At 43.8% G+C, this 21057-nt stretch carries 24 protein-coding genes; 12 read left to right on the top strand and 12 right to left on the bottom strand.

Going from position 1 to position 21057, the window contains the following annotated elements; translation table 11 throughout:
- Positions 1 to 333 carry a biofilm formation protein MstX gene (gene mstX / locus MHH79_RS16085; RefSeq protein ID WP_015384492.1) on the top strand — a complete coding sequence of 111 codons (333 nt, stop codon included), beginning with the start codon at positions 1 to 3 and terminating at the stop codon, positions 331 to 333.
- The gene (kbfO, locus tag MHH79_RS16090; protein WP_063334578.1) at positions 330 to 1319 is read left to right on the top strand and encodes a potassium channel protein KbfO; all 990 of its coding nucleotides are present in this window, start codon (positions 330 to 332) and stop codon (positions 1317 to 1319) included. The genes mstX and kbfO overlap by 4 nt, the downstream gene beginning before the upstream one ends.
- On the opposite strand, the gene MHH79_RS16095 is transcribed toward kbfO, so the two are convergent.
- From MHH79_RS16095 to MHH79_RS16115, 5 genes are all read right to left on the bottom strand, one after another.
- Positions 1316 to 1720: a YugN-like family protein gene (locus MHH79_RS16095; protein ID WP_063334579.1), complete on the bottom strand. Its 405-nt coding sequence runs from the start codon at positions 1718 to 1720 to the stop codon at positions 1316 to 1318. The two genes, kbfO and MHH79_RS16095, sit on opposite strands and share 4 nt — an antisense overlap.
- Before the next feature lie 60 nt (positions 1721 to 1780).
- A complete protein-coding gene (locus MHH79_RS16100; protein WP_080030745.1) occupies positions 1781 to 2152 on the bottom strand; it encodes a hypothetical protein in 372 nt (123 codons plus the stop codon).
- Between the two features lie 58 nt (positions 2153 to 2210).
- Entirely contained in the window at positions 2211 to 3563 is a 1353-nt protein-coding gene (locus MHH79_RS16105; RefSeq protein WP_003243401.1) for a glucose-6-phosphate isomerase, read from the bottom strand.
- Positions 3564 to 3674: 111 nt separating this feature from the next.
- Positions 3675 to 4847, bottom strand: coding sequence for an iron-containing alcohol dehydrogenase (locus tag MHH79_RS16110; RefSeq protein WP_003228872.1), 1173 nt, complete (start codon positions 4845 to 4847; stop codon positions 3675 to 3677).
- Between the two features lie 102 nt (positions 4848 to 4949).
- Complete coding sequence (locus MHH79_RS16115) at positions 4950 to 6113, bottom strand: iron-containing alcohol dehydrogenase (protein ID WP_063334581.1); 1164 nt, start codon at positions 6111 to 6113, stop codon at positions 4950 to 4952.
- Between the two features lie 229 nt (positions 6114 to 6342).
- Here MHH79_RS16115 and MHH79_RS16120 point away from each other — a divergent pair, with 229 nt between their 5' ends.
- Positions 6343 to 6579, top strand: a complete 237-nt coding sequence (locus MHH79_RS16120) for a DUF378 domain-containing protein (RefSeq protein WP_003220771.1) — start codon at positions 6343 to 6345, stop codon at positions 6577 to 6579.
- Positions 6580 to 6656: 77 nt separating this feature from the next.
- Here the strand turns inward: MHH79_RS16120 and yugI are convergent, their stop codons facing one another.
- From yugI to MHH79_RS16135, 3 genes are all read right to left on the bottom strand, one after another.
- Entirely contained in the window at positions 6657 to 7049 is a 393-nt protein-coding gene (gene yugI / locus MHH79_RS16125; protein ID WP_340034714.1) for a S1 domain-containing post-transcriptional regulator GSP13, read from the bottom strand.
- Between the two features lie 201 nt (positions 7050 to 7250).
- Positions 7251 to 8411 (bottom strand): aminotransferase, encoded by a 1161-nt coding sequence (locus MHH79_RS16130; protein ID WP_003228862.1) that lies wholly within the window; start codon positions 8409 to 8411, stop codon positions 7251 to 7253.
- Positions 8412 to 8912 (bottom strand): Lrp/AsnC family transcriptional regulator, encoded by a 501-nt coding sequence (locus MHH79_RS16135; RefSeq protein WP_009968070.1) that lies wholly within the window; start codon positions 8910 to 8912, stop codon positions 8412 to 8414.
- 147 nt (positions 8913 to 9059) lie between these two features.
- Here MHH79_RS16135 and MHH79_RS16140 point away from each other — a divergent pair, with 147 nt between their 5' ends.
- Positions 9060 to 9881, top strand: a complete 822-nt coding sequence (locus MHH79_RS16140; RefSeq protein ID WP_015384498.1) for an alpha/beta hydrolase — start codon at positions 9060 to 9062, stop codon at positions 9879 to 9881.
- A 28-nt stretch (positions 9882 to 9909) separates the two neighbouring features.
- Here the strand turns inward: MHH79_RS16140 and MHH79_RS16145 are convergent, their stop codons facing one another.
- Positions 9910 to 10170, bottom strand: a complete 261-nt coding sequence (locus MHH79_RS16145) for a YugE family protein (protein ID WP_014480684.1) — start codon at positions 10168 to 10170, stop codon at positions 9910 to 9912.
- Between the two features lie 86 nt (positions 10171 to 10256).
- Here MHH79_RS16145 and patB point away from each other — a divergent pair, with 86 nt between their 5' ends.
- The 3 genes from patB (at position 10257) to kapB (ending at position 13265) form a co-directional block, all read left to right on the top strand.
- Positions 10257 to 11420: a cystathionine beta-lyase PatB gene (gene patB / locus MHH79_RS16150; protein WP_340034716.1), complete on the top strand. Its 1164-nt coding sequence runs from the start codon at positions 10257 to 10259 to the stop codon at positions 11418 to 11420.
- Between the two features lie 126 nt (positions 11421 to 11546).
- The gene (gene kinB / locus MHH79_RS16155; protein ID WP_340034717.1) at positions 11547 to 12833 is read left to right on the top strand and encodes a sporulation sensor histidine kinase KinB; all 1287 of its coding nucleotides are present in this window, start codon (positions 11547 to 11549) and stop codon (positions 12831 to 12833) included.
- A 45-nt stretch (positions 12834 to 12878) separates the two neighbouring features.
- On the top strand, positions 12879 to 13265 hold the full coding sequence (gene kapB / locus MHH79_RS16160) for a kinase-associated lipoprotein KapB (protein ID WP_015384502.1): 387 nt from the start codon (positions 12879 to 12881) through the stop codon (positions 13263 to 13265).
- A gap of 26 nt (positions 13266 to 13291) precedes the next feature.
- Here kapB and kapD read toward each other — a convergent pair whose 3' ends face one another.
- Together kapD and MHH79_RS16170 are read right to left on the bottom strand one after the other, a co-directional pair.
- Positions 13292 to 13909: a 3'-5' exonuclease KapD gene (gene kapD, locus MHH79_RS16165; protein WP_100505756.1), complete on the bottom strand. Its 618-nt coding sequence runs from the start codon at positions 13907 to 13909 to the stop codon at positions 13292 to 13294.
- A gap of 75 nt (positions 13910 to 13984) precedes the next feature.
- A complete protein-coding gene (locus MHH79_RS16170; RefSeq protein ID WP_003243502.1) occupies positions 13985 to 14188 on the bottom strand; it encodes a hypothetical protein in 204 nt (67 codons plus the stop codon).
- Here MHH79_RS16170 and MHH79_RS16175 point away from each other — a divergent pair.
- The 3 genes from MHH79_RS16175 to MHH79_RS16185 all read left to right on the top strand — a co-directional run bounded on the left by MHH79_RS16175 (position 14121) and on the right by MHH79_RS16185 (position 17700).
- Positions 14121 to 15299 (top strand): multidrug efflux MFS transporter, encoded by a 1179-nt coding sequence (locus MHH79_RS16175; protein WP_309530132.1) that lies wholly within the window; start codon positions 14121 to 14123, stop codon positions 15297 to 15299. The genes MHH79_RS16170 and MHH79_RS16175 overlap by 68 nt on opposite strands.
- Positions 15300 to 15391: 92 nt before the next feature.
- Positions 15392 to 17266, top strand: coding sequence for a transglycosylase domain-containing protein (locus tag MHH79_RS16180; protein ID WP_100505758.1), 1875 nt, complete (start codon positions 15392 to 15394; stop codon positions 17264 to 17266).
- A 20-nt stretch (positions 17267 to 17286) separates the two neighbouring features.
- The gene (locus MHH79_RS16185) at positions 17287 to 17700 is read left to right on the top strand and encodes a thiol-disulfide oxidoreductase DCC family protein (protein ID WP_015384506.1); all 414 of its coding nucleotides are present in this window, start codon (positions 17287 to 17289) and stop codon (positions 17698 to 17700) included.
- A gap of 223 nt (positions 17701 to 17923) precedes the next feature.
- Here MHH79_RS16185 and MHH79_RS16190 read toward each other — a convergent pair whose 3' ends face one another.
- Positions 17924 to 18481: a YufK family protein gene (locus MHH79_RS16190; RefSeq protein ID WP_003228837.1), complete on the bottom strand. Its 558-nt coding sequence runs from the start codon at positions 18479 to 18481 to the stop codon at positions 17924 to 17926.
- A gap of 177 nt (positions 18482 to 18658) precedes the next feature.
- On the opposite strand from MHH79_RS16190, the gene maeL reads away from it, so the two are divergent.
- Both maeL and maeM read left to right on the top strand, forming a co-directional pair.
- The gene (maeL, locus tag MHH79_RS16195) at positions 18659 to 20260 is read left to right on the top strand and encodes a two-component system sensor histidine kinase MaeL (protein WP_015384507.1); all 1602 of its coding nucleotides are present in this window, start codon (positions 18659 to 18661) and stop codon (positions 20258 to 20260) included.
- Entirely contained in the window at positions 20253 to 20960 is a 708-nt protein-coding gene (maeM, locus tag MHH79_RS16200) for a two-component system response regulator MaeM (protein WP_014477821.1), read from the top strand. Before maeL ends, maeM begins: the two co-directional genes overlap by 8 nt.
- Positions 20961 to 21057 lie beyond the last annotated feature (97 nt).

Consider the following 21057-nt stretch of genomic DNA (forward strand, 5'->3'; position numbering starts at 1 on the left):
ATGTTTTGTACATTTTTTGAAAAACATCACCGGAAGTGGGACATACTGTTAGAAAAAAGCACGGGTGTGATGGAAGCTATGAAAGTGACGAGTGAGGAAAGGGAACAGCTGAGCACAGCAATCGACCGAATGAATGAAGGACTGGACGCGTTTATCCAGCTTTATAATGAATCGGAAATTGATGAACCGCTTATTCAGCTTGATGATGATACAGCCGAGTTAATGAAGCAGGCCCGAGATAAGTACGGCCAGGAAAAGCTAAATGAGAAATTAAATACAATTATTAAACAGATTTTATCCATCTCAGTATCTGAAGAAGGAGAAAAAGAATGAAATCAAATCGGATATTTATTTCATGGCTCAGGTGGCCGTTATTTATCCGAATCGGGGTTATTATTTTATGTCTGATTCTTTTGTTCGGCCAAATCATTTATATACTTGAGCCTAAGCAGTTCACTTCGGTATTCGAAGGCATTTGGTGGGCTGTCGTAACGGTTTCGACAGTCGGTTATGGAGACTATGTGCCGCACACGCCGCTGGGACAGGCAGCCGGAATACTGCTGATTTTGAGCGGAGCCAGCTTTGTCACAGCATATTTCGCTACGTTATCAGCGGCCGCATTCAGCAGACAGCATCGCTACATCGAAGGAAAAGTTGCTTACAAAGGCCGGGACCACATCATTCTGATCGGGTGGAATGAAAAAACAAACCGGCTTTTGAAGGACCTTCAGCTTGCCGCCCCTTCCAAAACAGTCGTACTAATCGATGAATCCTTAACAGAAGGCCCGCTTATTGAAAACGTTCATTTCATACGCGGGCACGCTGCCGATGATGGGACACTGAAACGGGCCAATATTACTGAAGCGGAATCAGTGATGATTACTGCCGATCAGTATAAAAGTGAAACTGATGCTGATATGCTGTCAGTGCTGACTCTTTTATCTGTTAAAGGGCTTAATCCCCTTGCTTACTGTATCGTCGAGATTTTGACTGACCGTTTTGTCACCAATGCGGAGCGGGCAGGTGCAAACCAAATCATCGGAACTTCAGAATTTATCAGCCGGGCGATGCTGCAGCATTACCAAGTCAAGTTACGGCCGTCTAAACAGCAGAACGGAATCAAGCTGACACTTGATCATCAGCATGTGGAGCTTCTTGCTGTTCCTGACGAACTAAAGGGAGCGGCTTACAAAACCTGTGTTCTCTATTTCCTTGATCACAACACAACAATTATAGGCGTACAAAAAGAGGAGGGGCCGATGATTTCCCCTCCTCTTACATACAAGGTGCTCGAAACAGACCAATTCCTTGCCATCTAGTGTAACAGAACATCCTCCAATTCTTTCACGAGAGAGGCGCCGATATCCAAAAATGCCGGATCAATTTCCGCGTCCCGCCTTTCCGGTTCGGAAAATTGATTAAACAGTGATTGGAAAGGCCCTCCCTCGGCGTGATCGTCAACATCCGCCTGAAACACCTGTCTCAGCATAAATGGCGTTCCGATCCGGACGGCCGCCCCTCGTTCATCGAGACTGCCCTGTACCGCATTGACGGGAACTCTTAAAAATAAATAGCCGTCTCTATCATCAATTTTATAATCAAAGTAGCCATGATCGTATTCCCAGCCGCCGTTTATCACATAACCGAGCGGCTTCATCACTTGTTCCAGTTCTTGAAGCAGAAAAGACTGCCCATCTATCGCGGAAGGTATTGGTATCATCAGAATGCCCCTTTTTTCACTTATCCTGTCCCGCCGAACAAGACTTCATTCAGAGGCGCACTACATGGAAATCGTTGTTTCTTTCGCGCGTCCAACAGAAAAGAAAGCGCATTCAATTAAGAAGTAAACAGCCATTGCTGCTGCAAGCCATGCAGCTGAATCCCAAGACACATAAACAACCGTTGCATAGAGTCCTAATTTAGTGAAAAGAGTATGGGTTCGTTTTAAATGCAAAATCCGATGTACCGCATCGGTAAAAAGGGCAAGCGGCAAACCAATGAGAAGAAAGGCGTCGATGAAAACATGTGACAGCGTGCCGCCAAAGCTTGAAGAAAACTCTGTATACACGGCATCAAAGGAGATAAGGAAACTTAAAATAGCTGCAGAAAAACCGGCAATGATGAGATGTTTAACCAATTGTTTCATGAACATCAGCACCTTTCGGATTTTATAAAAAGCCGACCGGCAAATGCCAGTCAGCTTTCTCACATTAATCTTCCAGACGTTTTTCAAGCTCTGCTTTTTTCTCTTCAAAGCCAGGTTTGCCGAGTAACGCAAACATATTGACTTTATACGCTTCTACACCAGGCTGGTCAAACGGATTGACGCCAAGGAGGTAACCGCTCATCGCGCAGGCTTTTTCGAAGAAATATACAAGGTATCCAAAAGTATATGCATTCAGCTCAGGAATGTTAACGATTAAGTTCGGAACATTTCCGTCTGTATGGGCAAGCATTGTACCTTGGAATGCTTTTTTGTTAACGAAATCAACAGTTTTACCGGCTAAATAGTTCAAGCCGTCAAGATCGTTATCCGCTTCCTCAATTGTCAGTTCATGTTTAGGTTTCTCTACGTTCAGGACCGTTTCGAATAAATCTCTGCGGCCTTCTTGTACATACTGGCCTAAAGAATGAAGGTCTGTAGAATAGTTCGCTGAAGAAGGATAAATGCCCTTCTCATCTTTCCCTTCGCTTTCTCCGAACAGCTGCTTCCACCATTCCGCAAAGTATTGAAGCGCCGGTTCGTAGTTGATGAGCATTTCAATTGTCTTGCCCTTATTATAAAGGACATTGCGAACAACCGCATATTGGTATGCTGGGTTATCTTCCAGTTCAGATGTTGCAAAATCTTTGCTCGCATCCAGGGCGCCTTTCATCATGTCATCAATGTTGACGCCGCTGACAGCAATCGGCAAGAGACCTACAGCTGTTAAAACTGAATAACGGCCGCCGACATCGTCAGGAATAACGAATGATTCGAAGCCTTCTTCGTTAGAAAGCGTTTTTAATGCGCCGCGCTCTTTATCAGTTGTTGCATAAATCCGCGCTTTCGCTTCTTCTTTACCGTATTTCTCTTCAAGAAGCTTGCGGAAAATACGGAAAGCGATTGCAGGTTCAGTTGTCGTACCTGATTTAGAAATCACATTAATAGAGAAGTCAACATCTTCAAGAAGATCCATGACGTCTCTCATATAAGATGAACTGATGTTGTTCCCGATAAAAATGACTTGCGGATTGCCGCGTTTTGCTTTTGGCAAAGTGTTATAAAACGCGTGATTCAGCGCTTCAATCGCTGCCCGCGCTCCAAGATAAGAACCGCCAATGCCGACAACAAGCAAGACATCAGAGTCAGATTTGATTTTTTCCGCGCTTTTTTTGATGCGCGCGAATTCTTCTTTATCATAATGTTCAGGGAGGTCCACCCAGCCTAGAAAATCGCTGCCCGCGCCTGTTTTTTCATGGATATTATGGTGTGCTGTTTTTACAAAGTCCCGCAGATATGTAAGTTCATGTTCGTTGAAGAAAGTCAACGCTTTTGAGTAGTCAAAGCGTACATGCGTCATTGCTTGTCCCTCCATAACGGTATAATGTTTTCATCTTTCACTTTATATGAACTTATCTGTGAAATCAAGTCAAGAAGAAAGGGCGGAATGACTGGATTCCGCCCTTTGAGTTTATAGAGACGCGCGAAGGATGGCAAGCACGTCATCTTTGTTCAGTTTTTGGAAGTTGCCGAAGCCGCCGTGTTCCATTTCCTTGGCTGCGATATCAGCAATCAGCTCAAGCTTTTCTTCTCCAATATTGTAATCAGCAAGACGGGAAGGCGCACCGAGGCTTGTCCAGAACGCAGACAGTTTATCGATTCCTTCAAGCGCAATTTCTTTATCTGTTTTGCCTTCAGTATCAATGTCAAACATGTTGAGCATAAGGTTTTTAAAACGGCCTACATTTGTATCAAGCGTGTATCTCATCCAGTTTGGGAACAGTATTGCCAAACCGCCCGCGTGCGGAATATCATATACAGCTGAAACAGCATGTTCCATTGTATGAGAAGCCCAGTCACCGAAGTATCCCATTTGGAGCGTGCCGTTTAAAGCAATAGTACCAGCATACAAAATCGTTTCACGAAGTTCGTAGTTTTCCAGATCTTCAAGAAGCTTAGGAGCTGTTTCGATGACCGTCTGCAAAACAGCAAAGCACATTCTATCCTGAAGCGGCGTGTTTTCAACATTATGGAAGTATTGTTCGAATACGTGGCTCATCATGTCAACCATCCCGTATACTGTTTGATTTTCTGGAACGGTGAACGTATTTTCAGGGTCTAAAATAGAGAAACGCGGATGAGTGACATTGCTGCCCCATACAAATTTCTCGTTTGTTTCCCAGTTTGTAATCACGGAATCAGGGTTCATTTCAGACCCTGTTGCAGCAAGCGTTAAAACAGTGCCAAACGGCAGCGCATCCTCCGCTGTTACTTTTTTGCTGAAAATATCCCAAGCGTCGCCATCGTATTTGACGCCAGCTGCGATTGCCTTTGTACAGTCAATCACACTGCCTCCGCCGACAGCAAGCAGAAAATCAATGTCATGCTCTCTGCAAAGTCCTATGCCTTTTTCCACTGTTGCAAGACGCGGGTTCGGCTCTACACCTGACAGCTCATGAACAACAGCGCCCTCTTCTTTTAAAATGCCTGTGACTTGATCATAAAGGCCGTTGCGTTTAATGCTGCCGCCCCCGTAAACAAGCAGTACATTCTTGCCGTATCGTTTGAATTCTTTTCTTAATTGTTCAAGCTGACCTTTTCCAAAAATCAGCTTTGTCGGATTATAATAAGTGAAATTTTCCATAGTAAAACCTCCAAATGATGCTGGTAAAAAACAGATTTTCCATTGTAACATACGTTGACAAAAAGAAAAAGGGAAGCAGCCAAACGGCTATTTCCCCTTTTTTTATAGAGATGCTTTCAAAATTGACAGCACATCTTCTTTGTTGAGTGCTTTAAATTGGCCGAATGTACCGTTAGCCATTGCCTTGTCAGCAATTGTGTCAAGCTGCTCATCATTAATATCATAATCAGCAAGACGGTTCGGAGCGCCAAGGCTTGTCCAGAATGCGGACAGCTTATCGATACCTTCAAGTGCGATTTCTTCATCTGTTTTACCTGCTTCTTCAACATCAAACACGCGAACTGCAAGCTGTTTCATGCGGGCAGGGTTTTCAGACAATGTGTGTCTCATCCAGTTCGGGAACAAAATTGCCAGTCCGCCGGCATGCGGAATATCATAAACGGCTGATACTGCATGTTCAATATTATGAGTAGCCCAATCCCCTCTTGCCCCCATAGAAAGCATGCCGTTTAATGCGATTGTTCCTGTGTACAGGATTGTCTCACGCAATTCGTAATTTTCGAGATCATTAATCAGCTTAGGCGCTGTTTCAATGACTGTACGCAGAAGTGATTCACACATGCGGTCCTGATACGGCGTGTTTGATACATGATGGAAGTATTGTTCGAATACGTGGCTCATCATGTCAACCATCCCGTAGATCGTGTGGTTTTTAGGTACGGTGAATGTATTCACCGGATCAAGAATCGAGAATTTAGGGAATACGAGCGGGCTGCCCCAGCCGTATTTTTCTTTTGTTTCCCAGTTTGTAATAACTGATCCTGAGTTCATTTCTGAACCAGTCGCAGCGAGAGTCAATACTGTTCCGAATGGTAAAGCATCTTTTGGCTGATGTTTTTTCGTAACGATATCCCACGCATCACCATCATACTTTGCTCCTGCGGCAATCGCTTTTGTACAGTCGATTACGCTTCCGCCTCCGACAGCCAGCAAGAAATCAATGTTTTGTTCTTTACAGATGGCAACACCTTTATTAACAGTCGACACACGCGGATTCGGTTCCACACCTGCTAATTCATGCACGGTCGCTCCGGCTTTATTCAGCTGTTCAATCACTTGATCATATAGGCCGCTGCGTTTAATGCTGCCGCCTCCGTACACAAGCAATACGTTTTTTCCGTAAGGTTTGAGTTCCTCCGGAAGTCTTTCCACTTCGCCGCGCCCGAAAATTAATTTGGTCGGATTCCAGTATGTAAAGTTTTGCATGACATCTCCTCCTTAGATTTTTTATTATGCAGAATGTCCTCACCACATGTAAAGCAATCAGCTCTCACCAGTCAGCATACCAGATGGTTTTATTTTGCAGGATGCTGGGAAAGAAGCTGATATAAGCGAGGGCAGGCCAGCTTCCCTCATATGGAGAATGCATGTATAGATTCTCCAATATGTCACAATCTATAACTGTTTTAATAATTCATGGAGGAGGTTGCAAAACATGAGTACCATTCAAAGAATTTGTCTTGTATTAACCATCATTGGCGCCATTAACTGGGGACTGATCGGATTTTTCCAATTTGACTTAGTAGCGGCTATCTTCGGCGGCCAAGGGTCAGCTCTTTCCCGAATCATTTACGGACTTGTCGGAATCGCCGGCTTAATCAACCTCGGTCTGCTATTTAAGCCAAACGAGGAAAGATCACGTGAAGAAGCAGCAAATCCTGAAATGCGATAGGATATCTATCACGCTGAAATAGGATTTTGCATGAAATCAAAAGCACCGAACATTCCTGTCCGGTGCTTTTTTCATGCTTATTTTTTGATAAGGTCTTTGCGGTTGGACATTTCGATCCACTCTTCAAGCTTATCTTTTAATGTGTTGAAACCTTGTGGTGTAGAAGCTTCTTCGCTTACGTGAGCAGCTTTAGGTTTTCTTGATTTGCTTTCTTTTTTCTCAGGCGCAGCTTGTGTCGCACGAATTGAAAGGCTGATTTTGCCTTTTTCTTCATCAACAGCAAGTACCTTTACTTGTACTTCGTCGCCAACTGAAAGGTGCTCGTTGATATCTTTTACGAAACCGTGAGTCACTTCAGAAATGTGTACTAAACCTTGAGTTTCTTCATCTAATGCAACAAACGCACCATACGCTTGTAATCCTGTAACTTTACCAGTGTAAACACTGCCCACTTCAAATTTTGCTGCCATTCATAACAACTCCTAAGTTAAATTATATATCTGTTTATACGCAATTTAAAATTATATCATACATGTCTTATTTCCGCAAAGAAAACTTTTTTATAAAAAATCAGGTTTATGCACAGCAAAAAGGGGGTAAACTGAAAATACCAAAGGCTTTCTAGTATTCCCCCCTTTTATTGGATGCGAACAAAAGGTTCGTATCTTTTTTTATGTTGTTTTGTGCAGGAAGCGTTTCATTCTGACTAACGCTTCTTGAAGCTGTTCAATCGAGGTTGCGTATGAACAACGGATATATCCCTCACCGCTCGGACCAAACACACTTCCAGGAACAACTGCCACTTTTTCCTGCGTAAGTAGCTCCTCAGCAAACTGTTCTGAACTCATTCCCGTGCTTTTAATAGATGGAAAAGCATAGAAAGCGCCGCCCGGATGATGACAGCTGAGACCGATTTCATTGAGCGATTCTACAAACAGATTCCGTCTTCTTCGATAGCTTTTTTTCATTTTTTCTACGTCTTCCATGCCGTTCTTCAGGCCTTCAAGGGCGGCAAACTGCGCCATTGCGGGCGCGCACATCATCGCATACTGATGAATTTTAAGCATTGCATCCCGAAGCAAGGATGGTGCCGCAGCAAAACCGAGCCTCCAGCCCGTCATTGCAAATGCTTTTGAAAAGCCTGAGATGACTACCGTCCGTTCCTTCATTCCCGGTAATGCCGCTATACTTGTAAATTCCTCATCATATGTCAGCTCTGCGTAGATCTCGTCGGCTAAAACGATGACATCATGTTTTTTGGCAAACTCAGCAATCTCATTCAGCTCTTCCTTCGAATAAACCGAACCTGTCGGATTCGATGGTGAGCAGATGAGAATGGCCTTTGTTTTTTCAGTGACTGCCGCTTCAAAATCAGCAGCCGTTGCTTTAAATCCTTTGTCTGCCGTTGTATGAACGTGAACCGGGATACCGCCTGCCAAAGAAACAAGCGCATCGTACGCCACAAAACACGGCTCAGGAATGATGACCTCCTCACCTGGATTCACAATGGCGCGGATCGCAATATCCAAAGCCTGACTTGCCCCCACTGTCACAATCAGCTCATTATCTGGCGAGTAGCTAAGGTCAAACCTGTTGCTCAAATAACGGCTGATTTCCTCCCGCAATGAGTATAAACCCGCATTGGCCGTGTATGACGTATATCCTTGTTCAAGAGAGAGAATGCTTGCTTCGCGGACATTCCACGCGGTAACAAAATCAGGCTCGCCGACGCCTAAAGAAATGACGCCTTCCATCGTTGCCGCCAAATCAAAGAATTTGCGGATGCCGGACGGCTTTATTTGTTGTACATAGTCAGATAAATACGAAGTCATTTACGGGGACACCACGATTCTTTTGTCGTCGTCTCCTGTTTCAAACACTTTGCCGTCATGCTTGTATTTTTTCAGGATAAAATGAGTTGTCGTAGATACAACTGAATCAAGTGTGGACAGTTTATCCGAAACAAAACGCGCTACGTCAGACATCGAATTGCCGCGAATCACGACAGACAAATCGTATACGCCTGACATCAGGTAAACTGATTCAACCTCTTGGAATCGGTAAATCCGTTCCGCCACTTCATCAAAACCGACGCCCCGCTTCGGTGTTACTTTGACGTCGATCATGGCCGTAACGCCCTCATGTCCGTCTACTTTTCGCCAATCAATCATAGCGGAATAATCGATAATAACCTTTTCTTTCTCCAGTTTGTCAATAATTGTTTTTACTTCATTTACAGGGATGCCCGCCATCTTTGCGATTGTTTCTAAATCGGCGCGGCTGTTTTCGTCTAAAATTTCTAATATTTCTGTTTCTTTTTCTGTCAATTTCATTTGATTCACACCTTTGCAATGTCAAGAAATCTCATGACATTATATCACGTTTTTTGACGAATGCTAAGAAAAAACGAGGAGAAACTTCCGCTAGAATTGACAATTTCAGGGCATAATACAACCATCAAAAAAAGGGAGTGACACAGAATGGAGGCGGTTTCACCAATAAGGCGGTTTACGGTCGATGGAGTCAACGTATACTACGAACATTATCAAAATCCCGGCAGACAAACGCTGGTCTGCGTACACGGTTTTTTATCATCTGCATTCAGCTTCAGAAAAGTAATTCCTCTCCTTCGGGACAAGTACGACATCATCGCGCTTGATTTGCCTCCTTTCGGCCAATCTGAAAAATCAAGAACGTTTATCTATACCTATCAAAACCTTGCTAAGCTTGTCATTGGGATTTTGGAGCACTTGCAAGTGAAACAGGCTGTGCTTGTCGGGCATTCTATGGGCGGGCAGATATCGCTGTCTGCTGCTCTCCAAAAGCCTGAGCTTTTTTCAAAGATTGTGCTGCTTTGCAGTTCAGGGTATTTAAAACGTTCACACCCGACGATCATTTTCGGGACCCATATCCCGTATTTTCATCTTTACATCAAACGCTGGCTCTCGAAAGAAGGCGTGATGAAAAATTTATTAAATGTGGTGCATGACAAATCGCTGATTGATGAGGAGATGATTGACGGCTATGGCAGACCGTTTCAGGACGAGCAGATTTTCAAAGCCATGACAAGGTTTATCCGCCACAGAGAAGGAGATTTAGAACCCGAGCAATTGAAGAAAATGAACAAGCCTGCTCTATTGATTTGGGGCGAGGAGGATCGAATTGTCCCAATGGAGATCGGTAAACGGCTGCACGCAGATTTGCCTAATTCCGTGCTGTACTCACTTGGCCAGACCGGACATCTGGTGCCTGAAGAACGGCCTGAACTTATTTCTGAACACATTGCTGATTTTATCAAATAACAAAAAAACCGGTGCTGAACCGGTTTTTTTAAGGCGTGCAGGAGCTGCTGTTTTTAATGAATAAAAGCTGGCCAGCCACTTCCCGGCAGCTGTCGATCGGCAGCGTTTGTTCAAAAGAAGTTTCAAATATTTGCTGAATGCTTTTCGCCAGCACGTCAGGATCGTCTTCATCATAGACTGCCTGCACGACATCAACAGCCTCCGTTTCGTAAAACTCTTCTCCATATTTAAACGGGTCCCATTTGGCAATGATCTTAATCATTTCCCTGACCGCTTGACTTTCTTCCATATTCATCACCGCTTATAATAAAATTTGCAGTTCTATCTTATCATAGTGAAGCTTAGAAGAATAAACATACATGAGGGGGTAACAGAATGAACTTTGATAAACGAGAAGAACGCCTTGGCACCCAATCTGTCAAATGGGACAAAACAGGCGAATTATTTGGCGTGACAGACGCACTCCCGATGTGGGTGGCGGATATGGATTTTCGCGCCCCGGAAGCGATAACTGAAGCGTTAAAAGAGCGTCTTGACCACGGTATTTTTGGTTATACAACTCCAGATCAAAAAACGAGGGATGCTGTGTGCGGATGGATGCAAAACAGGCACGGCTGGAAGGTGAATCCGGAAAGCATCACATTCAGCCCCGGCGTTGTAACGGCTTTGAGCATGGCGGTACAAGCTTTTACGGAGCCTGGCGATCAAGTAGTTGTTCAGCCTCCAGTTTATACGCCTTTTTACCATATGGTGGAGAAAAACGGCCGGCACATTTTACATAATCCGCTGCTAGAAAAAGACGGCGCATATGCAATGGATTTTGAAGATTTGGAGACGAAGCTTAGTGACCCAAGCGTTACATTGTTTATTTTATGCAATCCTCATAACCCTTCTGGGCGTTCATGGAGCCGGGAAGATTTATGGAAGCTAGGTGAATTGTGCCTTGAGCATGGCGTCACAGTTGTATCGGATGAAATCCATTCCGATTTAATGCTGTACGGACACAAACACACGCCGTTCGCTTCGCTCTCTGACGATTTCGCTGATATTTCCGTGACATGTGCTGCTCCAAGCAAAACATTTAATATCGCCGGATTGCAGGCTTCAGCAATCATCATTCCAGATCGCCTGAAGCGCGCCAAGTTTTCCGCAAGCCTTCAGCGAAATGGTTTAGGCGGACTGAACGCATTTGCCGTCACTGCAATCGAAGCCGCGTATTCAAAAGGCGGACCGTGGCTTGATGAATTGATCTCTTACATTGAGAAAAACATGAACGAAGCGGAAGCTTTTTTGAGCACCGAGCTGCCAAAGGTCAAAATGATGAAGCCGGATGCATCATACTTGATTTGGCTCGACTTCAGCGCTTACGGCTTGTCCGATACAGAGCTTCAGCAAAGAATACTGAAAAAAGGAAAAGTTATTTTAGAGCCCGGGACGAAATACGGGCCTGGCGGAGAAGGATTTATGCGCCTGAACGCGGGATGCTCTCTTGCAACCCTGCAGGACGGCCTGCGCCGCATCAAAGCCGCATTATCGTAAATATAGCTGTTAAACGCCTTTACGTCTTCATTTGTAAAGGCGTTCTTAATAAAGGAATTTTATATTTTACTTCTAATATTTAGTGTTATAATAGATTCATATTTTATACGAAAGGATTTCACACGAATGGAAATTCTAAAAGACTATCTTCTGCACATCTGCTTTATTTTGTTTCCTATTCTTCTTTACCAAGTGTTTTGGCTTGGAAAACCTGCGATTCTTGTGCCAAAAATAAACAGCGGTTTGGTCACGCTCTTCGCCTGCGGCGCCTCCGTTTTATGCATTATTTTCCCGATTCATGAAATGGACTACATACAATACGGCCTTCAGATGATTCCCGTTATCATTTGTTTATTTTACATTAGTACCGCTTCCGGACTTACGGTCGCCGCATCTGTCCTATGTTTTGAACTGCTTTTTTACGAACCTTCCGCAATGTTTGTTTTCACTTTGCTGCCTTTTCTTATCATTATCCCAATCTTATTTCAGAAAAAATGGCCATTCATGTCCAAAGCGAAAAAATTGCTGCTGTCTTTATTGATCAGCTGCGTGGAGATTTTCCTATTTTTCGCCTCAAGCTGGATTCTTTCTGCCTTGAATATTTTAAATTTTCAAAAATCAGGAAATTTCATTTGCGAGGCGGCAGTCTCAGGGCTTTTCCGCTCCAGTGTTCTTCTATTAAGCATCTATATTATCGAAAGCATCGCCGAAAATATCGCCCTGCGTTCACAGCTTATCCACTCTGAAAAAATGACGATTGTGAGTGAACTGGCAGCGAGCGTCGCTCATGAAGTCAGGAATCCGCTGACAGTTGTCCGCGGGTTTGTCCAGCTGCTTTTTAATGACGAAACCCTACAAAACAAGTCGAGTGCGGATTACAAAAAGCTTGTACTGTCAGAGCTTGACCGGGCGCAAGGCATTATTACAAACTATCTCGATATGGCCAAACAGCAATTATACGAAAAAGAAGTTTTTGACCTATCTGGCCTTATTAAAGAGACAAGCTCCCTTATGGTGTCGTACGCCAATTACAAGTCAGTAACCGTCGAGGCTGAAACAGAACCGGACCTTTTGATATACGGAGACGCAACAAAGCTGAAGCAGGCTGTCATCAACCTGATGAAAAACAGTATTGAAGCGGTTCCTCACGGGAAGGGAATGATCCACATATCAGCCAAAAGAAACGGCCATACAATCATGATTAACATCACAGACAATGGGGTCGGGATGACAGACCATCAAATGCAAAAACTCGGCGAACCTTATTATTCCTTAAAAACGAACGGAACGGGACTCGGCCTCACCGTAACCTTTTCCATTATTGAACATCATCACGGGACCATTTCATTTAACAGCAGCTTCCAAAAAGGCACTACGGTGACCATTAAGCTTCCCGCTGATCTTCCTCACTAGCAAATCGATTGGAACTTTAATAGAATAAATGCGAGGTGATGACAGATGAGCACGTTTGAGACAGGCTCTATCGTTAAAGGATTTTACAAAACAGGTGTATACATAGGAGAAATCACGGCTTGCAGGCCGCAGCACTATTTAGTGAAAGTGAAAGCGGTTCTTACCCATCCCGCTCAAGGAGACCTTCATCATCCAAAACAGGCGGATGTGCCATTTTTTCATGAGAGAAAAGCGCTCGCATATGGTGAACAGACCAACATCCCCCACCATATGGTGAAGCCTTATGACGGTGAAGTGCCGGATTATACCGAATCTCTGCGGGAGGCGACAGCACAGCTGAGAGCCAAATTGAATGAGGATGGTTCGGAGTGGGCAAAACGCTCCCTTCATAATCTGGACATCTTAGAAAAAGAATATTTTAACCGGCCATAACCCAGTCTGACAAAAGATTGGGTTTTTTACGTCGCGCGCTTCAACAGTTCGGTTAAATCGATTCTTTCGCCGATTGTGGGCGGTTTTGGCTTTTCGAGATACTGCTTATCCTGCTCAACAAGCTTAAAAAGTTTATGTGCTGTGAGGGCATCATCAAGCGCTTTATGATGGGTGCCGGTTCCGGAATCTCCATACTCTTCGGCAGCTTTCCATAAACCCGTCAATGTCCGGTCTCCAAAAAAGTTTTTGTATTCAAGCGATAAATCTCTCATTTCTCCCTTAAACGGGAAAGGGATATGGTTAAACATACAGTTTTGCTTCAGCACTTTCATATCCATGTTTCCCCACGTAATAATTGTGCTGTTTTTCTCAGGATCCAGCTCGTTTAGTTTACGGATGAGATCCTCGAATCTCATTCCTTCGTCTACCTGTTTTTGGGTTATTTTTAAAAATGATTTGCAGCGTTTCGTAAGCTTCGGGAACTTTTTCGGTCTAACATAGCTAGAAAACGTCTCAACCACTTCATCATCAATCGACTTTACAATTCCGGCTTCAATGATTTCCGGGAAGAAGTTTTGAGGACTGTACTTTCCATCGGGCATTGTAAATTCGAAATCAATAATGAGTAAGCTGTTTGTCGTCACCTTTTTACACCTGCCTTTCCTCCGATCAGAAAATGCTATCTTTATAGTATATCAATTCCCCTTCTCGACATTTCTTCATTTTCTAAAAATAATGAATTTTCCCAGCCGCTTCGTTTCTTTTAAATTGTGAATCGTTTCTTTATAATTAGTAAGGAACCCGAAATAATAAGAAGGTGATGTTATTTCTATCCGTAAGAAAAACTTTGTCATTGTGTGGCTGGCGAACTTTTTTGTCTCCGCTAGCACAACGATGATCGTTCCTTTTCTCTCCTTATACATTGAGACGCTCAGCTCTTTTTCAAACGGCTTTGTGCAAAGGTGGAGCGGCTATGTGTTCGGCATTACATTTCTCATGGCGTTTTTGGTATCCCCGTTTTGGGGACGGTTCGGAGACAAACGCGGGTATAAGAAAATCCTTATGGCAACCGGAACGGGCATTGCCCTCAGCATTTTCTTAATGGGCTTTGTTACATCGGTGTACCAATTGTTTTTTCTGCGTATGGCAATGGGCCTTGTAACCGGATTCATCCCGACATCTCTTGCGATGATTTCGGCACAGACTCCGAAGAGCTCAGCCGGCAAAACACTTGGCACGCTGCAAATGGGGCAAGTGTCCGGAAGCTTGTTCGGCCCGCTTTTGGGAGGCATGCTTGCTGATCGTTTCGGCTTTACGTATACCTTTTTTATCACATCCTTTGTGATTTTCTCGTCTGTTCTTCTCGTGTTATTTGGTGTCAAAGAAAAGCCTCTTGCAGAGAAAACAGCCAAACGTACGTCATACTCGAGAAAAGAAGTGCTCTCCTATATTTTTCACCATCCGGCGCTGTGGGTCATGATGCTGTTAACCATGCTGATTCAAACAGGCAATTTCAGTATTCAGCCCCTGCTCGCTTTATATGTAAATGAGCTGCACGGACCTGTCAATCTTGCCTTTTTCTCCGGCATGGCATTTTCAGCAACGGGGCTCGGAAGTTTGCTGCTGGCTAGAAAATGGGGTGATCTGGGCGACCGCTACGGCCACCGCCGCATTTTAATCGGACTTTTGCTCGCCGCCTCTTTCTTTTTTATTCCGCAGGCGCTCGCGTCCTCACTCAGCGTGCTCCTTGTTTTCAGATTTTTATTCGGAATGGCGATGGGCGGTTTGCTGCCATGCATTACGGCAGCGATCCGCGTTCAGGCTCCAGGCAGCATTCAAGGTGAAGTTCTCGGCTACAATGTCAGCTTTCGCTTTTTAGGAAACGTGCTCGGGCCTCTGCTCGGCGGAATCATATCGAGCCATTTTGCCATTTCAGCCACCTTTTACGTCACGGCGTTTCTCTTTTTCGCCGGCGCCTGCATGCTTTGGATCATGCAGAAACTTCGGAAAGATTCTTATGCCAAAGCAAGCTGATTCCGAGAAAAAACTGAGGAATCTTCTAAATTTAACCTTCTCGTAATCTCAAAAGAATGGTACGATATGGCTAGAATTTAGGAGAAAAGAGAGTGACCATGTTACGAAAAATAATCGGATGGATTTTGCTCCTTTGCATAATCCCATTGTTTGCATTTACAGTTATCGCTTCCGGAAAAGAAGTAAAACAAATGAAGTCCCTGGATCAGGTGCTTGATAAAAATATTGATCTGAAAGATATCAGCCTTGTTCAGAACAGCTACATGTATGACAGGGACGGCTCCCTTGTCTCGGAAATCGTCAGCGACCACGAAAACCGTGTGCTCGTTCCATTTAACAAGATTCCCGAGGAAGTCAAACAGATTTTCTTAACATCTGAGGACCGTCATTTTTACGAGCATAAAGGCTTTGACTTTATGGGAATGGTGCGGGCTACTGCTTCTAACGTAAAAGACAAGAAAATTGACCAGGGCGCCAGCACCATCACACAGCAGCTTTCAAGAAACTTGTATTTGAGCCACGAACGCTCCTTCAGCCGCAAGCTGACAGAGCTCGCGTATTCCTATCAGCTGGAGAAAAAATATACGAAAAATGAAATTCTTGAAGCTTACTTAAATACCATTTATTTTAACAATGGTGTTTATGGCGTCGGTTCAGCGGCTGAATTCTATTTCAGCAAACCGCTGAAATCTCTCACAGTGGGAGAAATGGCTTTTATCTGTGCTATACCTAATAACCCTACATTATATGATCCTCTCAAGCATTTTGACTACACGAAAAGCCGTCAAGAACGTTTGCTTAAAGGGCTAAAAGATGCCGGGGTCATTACGGACAAAGAGCTGAAAAAAGCCGTAAAACAAAAAATCAAACTGGATGTTGAAAAAAGAGAAGACAAATATCCTGACTACGTTTCCTACGTCAATGATGAATTCACTCAGCTGGTGTCTGAATCAGAAGGCTTTGATAAACGCCTTCAAAAAGCATCAGGAAAACAAAAAGAAAAGATCGAGAACGAGCTGTCCGCAAGAGTCAGCACGCTGATGAAAGACGGCGTGAAAATTTATACTGCACTTGATCCGTACATGCAAAATCAAGTTGTGGCACAAATGAATTCCAAGCTCCCGTATGCGGACGTACAGGGCGGAGCGGCTGTGATTAATCACCAGACGCATCAAATCATCGCTCTATCCGGCGGGAAAAACTATCAAAAATATGACTTTAACCGCGCCTACCAGGCGTACAGGCAGCCGGGGTCATCCATTAAGCCGCTTCTTGATTACGGCCCTTATATTGAACAGACCGGCGCGACAACAAGCAGCACCATTGATGCCAGCAAGTTTTGCAGCAAAGACTACTGTCCGCAAAACTACAATAACCGCACTTACGGCACAGTGACGCTTGATACGGCATTTAAAAATTCATATAATACCCCGGCTATTAGAATGCTCGATCGCGTCGGCATCCAAAAGGCATTCAGTTATATTGAGCCGTATCATTTTGCCAAACTTGTCGACAGTGACTATCTTCTTCCGGCAGCGCTTGGCGGATTTACAAACGGCATGACGCCTCTTGAGATGACAAAGGCTTATACGACATTCGGAAACAGCGGAAGCTATACGCCGAGCCATGCGATTACAAAGGTGACAGACCTTAAAGGAAAAACGCTTTATAAATGGAATGATAAAGCGACTCAAATATTCAGCGTCCGCACGAACATGCAGCTGAAAAAACTGATGTCTTCCGTTGTGAAAAGCGGAACAGGGAAAAAAGCATATTTCCATGCGCCTTACATTGGCGGTAAAACCGGAACATCAAATGATTATCACGATATGTGGTTTGTCGGCCTGACTGATACGTATACAATGGGTGTCTGGGTCGGAAAGGATACACCGACCAGCGTTGAATATCTTCACAGCATCAGCCCTCAGCTTTCCATCTGGAAAGGAACGCTGCAAGCGGCTTATTAAAGGATCGGAGGGGATATGGGGTGACTTCAGAACAAATACCAAATCGCGTTTTGCTGTTTGATGGTGTCTGCAATTTATGCAATGGCGCCGTGCAGTTTATCATTAAACGTGATCCGGACGGATTGATTTCTTTCACATCGCTGCAGTCGGAAACAGGACAGAGCCTGCTGAAAAAAAGCGGGCTTCCGACTGATCGGTTTGACAGCTTTGTCTTTATTGAAGACGGCCAAGTGTACACAAAGTCAACTGCAGCCATTAAGGTTTTCAGGCATCTGCGAGGCCCATGGCGGCTCTTCGTCCTGTTTTTCGCAGTGCCGAAGCCTGTCAGAGATATGGTCTATTCTTTCATTGCCAACAACCGCTATAAGTGGTTTGGCAAAAAAAATGAATGTATGCTCCCCTCCCCTTCTATTAAAAAAAGATTTTTACCGTAAATAAAAAATGGCTAGGAAGCTAGCCATCACAGATTGTTGACAAAATCCTAAAACGGCTTCGTTTTAGGATTTTGTCATCTTTTCAGCGTGATTGAAAACTTTTGAAGTCGATGAAGAGCGAGCATTGGATGTGAAACGGCGGAAACCTGAGAATCTAGCCGCCGTTTCATTGCGTATAGAGCACGAAGCGCAAATCTGACCACCAAACGCTGAAATGGCTAGCTTACACAGGTAAGCTAGCCATTATGCTATTATAAAGCTTGATAAATATGAACAGAATACCGATAACAAAGGTAAACCAAAACAGCAGTTCCAATAGAATGAATCCAACTAATGACATGAGAGAAAGCGTCGAATAAATCCGGTATACGGTAAACACAAAGTAAGCGAGCGTGACGACCGCAAACCAGATCACAATCCAAATGACATTTTGCAAGAGCACAAATGATAAAATCCCGCCGCCCAAATAAATCATGGAACCCATTCTGAGTTTTTTCAGGTTGTTCCCTTCCGGATCATTAGCAAAAAACAGCAATGACAGCTCGGTCACGGTATTTGCAATTAATTTCAGAGCGGACAGAACCATAAAATATAAAAGTGCAAAGGCAGCAAATAACGCAAGCCTGATTCCTTTCTCTGAAAAATAATCGAGCATTCCATCATACATTCCAAATGAAGACAGCATCTTCAACGCATAAAGTGAAGTTGAGATGGATAAGGACGAACTAAAAAGCAGGATCGCAATCAGCGGAAAATATCCTGTCAAATAAGTATTTTTCATATAAAAAAGTCCCTTTCTATAATCTACCTCATTTATTATGGAGGACTTAAAACACATTGACAAGATAAATTATTCCATTTTTTCTCCTTTTTACGAATTACGGTCCCAAATCTTCACAAAGCAGCATTTTGAGAGTAAAGTAGTACGCAGGAATCATAAAACGTAAGGAAGTTTTATATGAAAAAAACATTAAAACTGCAAACCAGACTCACCATATTTGTTTGTATCGTTGTATTAATCGCATTGCTCATTACGTTTTTTACAGTCGGTGCCCAAACCACCAAACGAATTAGAGATCAGGAAAAGGCCACTGCGCTGCAGACTGCTGAAATGGTAGCTGAGGCGCCGATGACAGCCGCTGCTTTAGAAAGCGGAAAAAAACAAAAGGAACTGCAGAGCTACACAAAGCGGGTTCAGAAAATTACCGGCACGGAATTTGTTGTCGTCATGGATATGAACGGTATCCGCAAAACTCATCCTGACCCGAGCAAAATCGGAAAAAAATTCAGAGGCGGTGATGAGTCCGAGGTATTAAAAGGGCATGTCCATATCAGCACAGCCTCTGGCACGCTCGGGAAATCGCAGAGAGCGTTCGTCCCTGTCTACGCGGAGAATGGAAAACAAGTCGGTGCAGTCGCGGTCGGCATCACCGTAAATGAAATTGATGAAGTGATCAGCCATAGCTTACGGCCGCTTTACTTTATTATTTGCGTCAGCATCTTCGTCGGTGTGATCGGAGCCGTTATCGTCGCCCGTACAGTGAAAAATATCATGTACGGACTTGAACCTTATGAAATTGCGACTCTGCTTGAAGAACGGAGCGCGATGCTGGAATCGACGAAGGAAGGAATACTCGCTGTCGATGAACATGGCAAAATTAAACTTGCCAACGCGGAAGCAAAACGCCTATTCGTCAAAATGGGCATCAACACAAATCCCATTGATCAGGATGTAGATGACATCTTGCCGAAAAGCCGCTTGAAAAAGGTCATTGAGACCAAAAAACCTCTTCAAGACAGAGACGTCCGCATTAACGGGCTGGAGCTTGTGTTTAATGAAGTTCCTATCCAGCTGAAAGGACAAACTGTCGGAGCGATTGCAACATTCCGCGACAAGACCGAGGTAAAACATTTAGCTGAACAGCTTTCCGGTGTTAAAATGTATGCAAACGCACTGAGAGCGCAGTCTCATGAATTTATGAACAAACTGCATGTGATATTAGGTCTCGTCCAGCTGAAAGAGTATGATGATCTTGGAGATTATATTAAAGATATAGCCATACAGCAAAAATCAGAAACAAGTGAAATTATAAATGATGTCAAAAGCTCCGTATTGGCCGGTTTTCTGCTCGGAAAGCAAAGCTTTATACGTGAGCAGGGCGCAAATCTTGATATTGAATGCAACGGTGTCATCCCGAACGCGGCAGACCCTTCTGTCATCCATGAGCTCATTACAATCATCGGAAATCTCATCAACAATGGCTTAGACGCCGTTGCCGATATGCCGAAAAAACAAATCACCATGTCCATGCGCTTCCATGACAGCATACTGGATATTGAAATTACCGATACTGGAGCAGGCATGTCTGAAGAAGACCAAGCCAAAGTATTTGAACAAGGCTATTCAACAAAGGGCAAAAACCGGGGATTCGGCCTTTATTTCACACAGCAAAGCATCGAAAATTTAAAAGGCCAAATGATCCTCACAAGCGAAAAGAATGAAGGAACGACATTCAGTATTCGCATCCCGTACGAACCGAAGGAGGAAAATCATGATTAATGTACTAATAGTTGAAGATGACCCCATGGTGGGTGAATTAAATAAACGATACTTAAGCCAAATAGATGGCTTTCAGCTGAAAGGCATCGCTTCTTCCTTTCAAAGCGCTCTGCATATTTTAGGCGAGCATCATATCGACCTCATTTTGCTTGATATTTATATGCCGGGAAAAAACGGGCTGGAACTGCTGACGGAATTGAGAGCCCAAAATGAAGCGGTTGACGTGATTGTTATCTCAGCGGCCAGCGAGCTTGACGTGATCAAGAAAACACTTCGGTACGGAGCTGTTGATTATTTAATCAAACCATTTGAATTTGAACGATTCCAAACGGCTCTGTCTGATTACAGACGAAAACAAAAGGTGTATTCAACCCATCGCAACATGAGCCAAAAAGAACTGGACGCCGAGCTTTTTCAAAAGAAAGAAGCAACAGAAAAAGTGCAGCTTCCTAAAGGCCTGACAAAAAGCACGCTGAAGCTGATCTGGTCCAGTATCCAGTCATTTGAAAATGAATCTTTTACGACAGAAGACTTGGCAAAGCACACAGAAATCTCTCAAGTATCCATACGAAAATACTTAAAGTTTCTTGAAGATATACAGGTTCTGAATGTAGAAATGGCGTACGGAACGATCGGTAGACCTGTGTTTCAGTACAACGTCAACAACAGTAACCTTAACGGAATAAAGCAATATCTATAAGAAAACGCACTGCTTGTTTTGAGCAGTGCGTTTTTCCTGTCATATCTCTTGCCAAGATGCTTGATTCTATTGTTGTTAAGTTATACAAGAATAACAA

Source organism: Bacillus sp. FSL K6-0993 (assembly GCF_037977205.1).
GTDB classification, from domain to species: Bacteria; Bacillota; Bacilli; order Bacillales; family Bacillaceae; genus Bacillus; species Bacillus subtilis.